2 protein-coding genes are annotated in these 2,804 nt (G+C 70.8%); both read left to right on the top strand.

What is annotated here, in order from left to right; all coding sequences use genetic code 11:
* Nucleotides 1–20: 20 nt before the first annotated feature.
* Nucleotides 21–2,075, top strand: coding sequence for a branched-chain amino acid ABC transporter ATP-binding protein/permease (locus AX737_RS17640; RefSeq protein ID WP_066923721.1), 2,055 nt, complete (start codon nucleotides 21–23; stop codon nucleotides 2,073–2,075).
* The gene (locus AX737_RS17635; protein WP_066923719.1) at nucleotides 2,068–2,790 is read left to right on the top strand and encodes an ABC transporter ATP-binding protein; all 723 of its coding nucleotides are present in this window, start codon (nucleotides 2,068–2,070) and stop codon (nucleotides 2,788–2,790) included. The genes AX737_RS17640 and AX737_RS17635 overlap by 8 nt, the downstream gene beginning before the upstream one ends.
* The last annotated feature ends 14 nt before the right edge of the window (nucleotides 2,791–2,804 follow it).

The following is a 2,804-nucleotide window of genomic DNA, read 5'->3' as shown; positions in this document are numbered from 1 at the left end:
CCTGACGGCAGCCTGACGCCATGGCGCAGACCCTCGCCCCCAACTCCGCCGCGGCGCCCGCGCCCGCCTCCGCCCCCGGCCTGTCGCGCTACGCGGGCCTCGTCGGCACGATCCTGCTGGTGGCGTTCCTCGCCGCCTTCCCGCACGTGGTCACCAGCTCGTACTACATCCACCTCGTGGTGGTGATCGCGATCTACGCGATCCTGATCCTCGGCCTCGACATCGTGGTCGGCTACACGGGTCAGGTCAGCCTCGGCCATGCCGGCCTGTTCGGCGTCGGCGCCTACGGGGCGGCGGTGCTGTTCCTGCACTTCAAGCTCGGCCTGTGGTGGGGGATCCTCGCCGGCATCGGCGTGACCTCGGCCTTCGGCGTGCTGCTCGCCGTGCCGGCGCTGCGCGTCACCGGCCCCTACCTCGCCATGGTGACGCTCGCCTTCGGCACGATCGTGCAGATCTTCATCAACGAGCTGACGCCGCTGACCAACGGCCCGCTGGGCATCACCCTGCCGCCGGCCCGCGTGCTCGACTTCTCGCTCATCGGCATGCAGGCGCCCTGGGGCGCGGCCGGGCGCAAGCTCGAGTTCTACTATCTCACCTGCATCGCGCTGCTCGGCACGATCCTCGTGGTCAACCGGGTGGTGCGCTCGCCCTTCGGTCGCGCCTTCGAGGCTTTGCGCGATTCGCCGATCGCCTGCGACTGCATGGGCGTCTCGGTCTACCGCTACAAGGTCTACGCCTTCGTGATCTCGGCCGCGCTCGCCGGGCTCGCGGGCGCGCTCTTCGCGTGGTCCGAGCGCTACGTCGCGCCGAACTCCTACGGGTTCGAGCTGACGGTGCTGTTCCTGCTCGCAGTCACGATGGGCGGCCGCAAGTCGCGCGCCGGCCCGATCATCGGCGCGGCCATCATCGTGATGATGCCCAACATCCTGGCCGACATCGAGCTGGTGCGGATCATGGCCGGCCTCATCGCGGCGGTCGCCCTGGTGGTCGGCGCGCTGGCCTTCCTGCGCCGCCAGGAGAACCGCTTCGCGATCCTCGTGCCCGTGCTGCTCTGCCTTGCCTTCTTCCCGGCGACGCTCGCCCTGCAATCGGTCACGGATTTCCGCCTGACGGTCTTCGGCCTGATGATCCTGTTCGTGGTCTACTACCTGCCGGACGGCATCGTCGGCTTCGTCCGCGAGAAGATCCCGGCGCTCCGCCCGGCCCACACGGCCGAGGGCAAGAGCGTGCAGGCCGCGGGGGCGGCGCTCAGCGTCCAGAGCGGGCGCGGCGGCGCCGACCCGCTCCTCCGGGTCGAGCAGGCGCTGATGCAGTTCGGCGGCCTGAAGGCGCTGGCCGGGGTGGACCTGACGGTGCGACCGGGCACGATCCACGGGCTGATCGGCCCGAACGGCTCGGGCAAGAGCACGATGATGAACGTGCTCACCGGCATCTACAAACCCACCGCCGGCTCGGTGACGCTCGCCCGCGCCGACGGGAGCACGCGGCTCGACGGGCGCACGCCCTCCGAGATCGCGGCCTCCGGCGTCGCCCGCACCTTCCAGAACGTGCAGCTCTTCCGCGAGATGACCGCCCTGGAGAACGTGCTGGTGGGCCTCCATCACAGCTTCCGCGGCAACATCTTCGACGCGATCCTCGGCACGCCGCGGCGCAAGCGCGAGGAGCGCGAGCAGCGCGCCCGCGCCATGTCGATCCTTGACTTCGTGGGCTTGGGCGCGCTCGCGCAGGTGGAGGCGAGGAACCTTCCCTACGGCAAGCAGCGCCTCCTCGAGATCGGCCGCGCGCTCGCGCTCGACCCGGTGCTGCTCCTCCTCGACGAGCCGGCGGCGGGCCTCACCGCCCCCGACATCGCGGAGCTGACCGCGATCATCCGCAAGATCCGCGATGCCGGCATCACCGTGATCCTGATCGAGCATCACATGGACGTGGTGATGGGGCTCTGCGACCGGGTCAGCGTGCTCGATTTCGGCCACAAGATCGCCGAGGGCAGCGCGCGGGAGGTGCAGCAGGATCCCAAGGTCGTCGAGGCCTATCTCGGCAGCCCGGTCGCCGACGAGGAGACGACCCATGCTTGAGGTCTCGGGTCTGTCGGCCGGCTACGGCCAGATCGAGGTGCTGCACGGCCTCGATTTCGCGGTGCCGAAAGGTCAGGTCGTGGCGCTGATCGGCTCGAACGGGGCCGGCAAGACCACGACGATGCGGGCGCTCTCAGGGATGATCCGGCCGCGTGCCGGCTCGATCCGCCTCAACGGGCGCGAGATCGGCGGGCTCGAGAGCTACGACGTCGCCCGCTTCGGCCTCGCCCACTCGCCCGAGGGGCGCCGGGTCTTCCCGACCCTCTCGGTGGAGGACAACCTGACGCTCGGCGCCTTCCCGCGGCTCACCGGCTCGCGGCCGAAGGGCGACGTGGCCGCCGACCGCGACCGGGCCTTCGAGCTGTTCCCGCGGCTGAAGGAGCGGCGCACGCAGCTCGCCGGCACGCTGTCGGGCGGCGAGCAGCAGATGCTCGCCATGGGCCGCGCGCTGATGCTGCGCCCGGAGATCCTGCTCCTCGACGAGCCCTCGATGGGGCTCGCCCCGAAGCTCGTGGAGGAGGTGTTCCGGATCATCCGCCAGCTCAAGACCGAGCAGGTGACGATGCTGCTGGTCGAGCAGTTCGCCATGGCGGCGCTGGGCGTGGCCGACCACGCCTACGTGCTGGAGAACGGCCGCATCCGCTTCCAGGGCCCGGCCCAGCAGCTCCGCAACGACCCGGCCGTGCGCGCGGCCTATCTGGGCGGCGGGCACTGACGGGGGCGCGACGC

This window comes from Methylobacterium sp. CCH5-D2 (genome assembly GCF_001556475.1).
GTDB lineage: Bacteria > Pseudomonadota > Alphaproteobacteria > Rhizobiales > Beijerinckiaceae > Methylobacterium > Methylobacterium hispanicum.
Note: the sequence above shows the minus strand (reverse complement) of the source record. Positions and strands in the feature narration are given on the sequence as shown.